Below are 874 nucleotides of genomic sequence, written 5' to 3'. Positions count from 1 at the left end.
TCGGCGCAGCGCACCAGCAACAGGTCCACCGGCAGCGACTCGCCGAAACAGAACAGCTTGTCGCGGCTCTGCCGCCAGCTCAGACCACAGGCCGCCAGCAGGCTGCGCGCGGGGTCGGCCAAGCGGCCGCTTTTCTGGATGGCGATACGCAACCGGTCACGTGCCGGGGCGGTGGTTGAAGCACTCATGGGGTTATCTCAGTTGGATTCGGTTTTGCGCGTGGCGAGGCGTTCGATGGCGACGGCATAGCCGCCGGCACCATGCTCTAGCGAGCGCGCGACCCGGCCGATGGTGGTGACACTCACCCCGGTCAGGTCATAGATCTCACGGTAGGGCACGCCCTTGCGCAGCAGCGGCACAACCCGCCAGCGGTCGGCCATGGCTTCCAGCTCGGCCGGCGTGCACAGATCGCGCAGGAAAGCCTGCGCCTCCTGCGGCTTGTCGAGGGCAGCAAAAGCCCGGGCCAGCGCCTTCAGAGCGGCGTCGGCGGCCTTGTCACGTTCGGTTTCCTGACGAGTTTTCATTTGTATCAATGTAATAGCGCGCTAATACATTAGTGCGTAATTACTGGAGAGTCAAACGAGCGCGCTGGTAGTGCCGAGCCATGCTCGGCAGGGGCATTACCGGGAAGGCCCTTGCCGAGCATGGCTCGGCACTACAGGGTTCGCTTGTGAGAGCGGCGTCAGCCGCCTGCTGCTTTCAGCGAAGCCCCCTCCCCAGCCCTCCCCTTCGCTGCGCGAAAGGGAGGGGGCAGAAGCCGTAGAGCCGAGCCATGCTCGGCTGGGGCATTAGCGGGAAGGTCTCTGCCGAGCATGGCTCGGCACTACTCTTCACACTGATCACCTTCATCGCGAAGGCATAAAAAAAACCCCGC

At 64.0% G+C, this 874-nt stretch carries 1 protein-coding gene and 1 pseudogene; both read right to left on the bottom strand.

Annotated elements, in window-relative coordinates:
* A pseudogene (locus tag ABB27_RS19120) lies at positions 1-188 on the bottom strand (ATP phosphoribosyltransferase); the annotation flags it as partial.
* A 9-nt stretch (positions 189-197) separates the two neighbouring features.
* The gene (locus tag ABB27_RS19115; RefSeq protein ID WP_057630904.1) at positions 198-524 is read right to left on the bottom strand and encodes a YerC/YecD family TrpR-related protein; all 327 of its coding nucleotides are present in this window, start codon (positions 522-524) and stop codon (positions 198-200) included.
* Between the last annotated feature and the right edge of the window lie 350 nt (positions 525-874).

The organism is Stenotrophomonas terrae (assembly GCF_001431465.1).
GTDB classification, from domain to species: domain Bacteria; phylum Pseudomonadota; class Gammaproteobacteria; order Xanthomonadales; family Xanthomonadaceae; genus Stenotrophomonas; species Stenotrophomonas terrae.
This window is presented reverse-complemented; position numbering and strand designations above follow the sequence as displayed.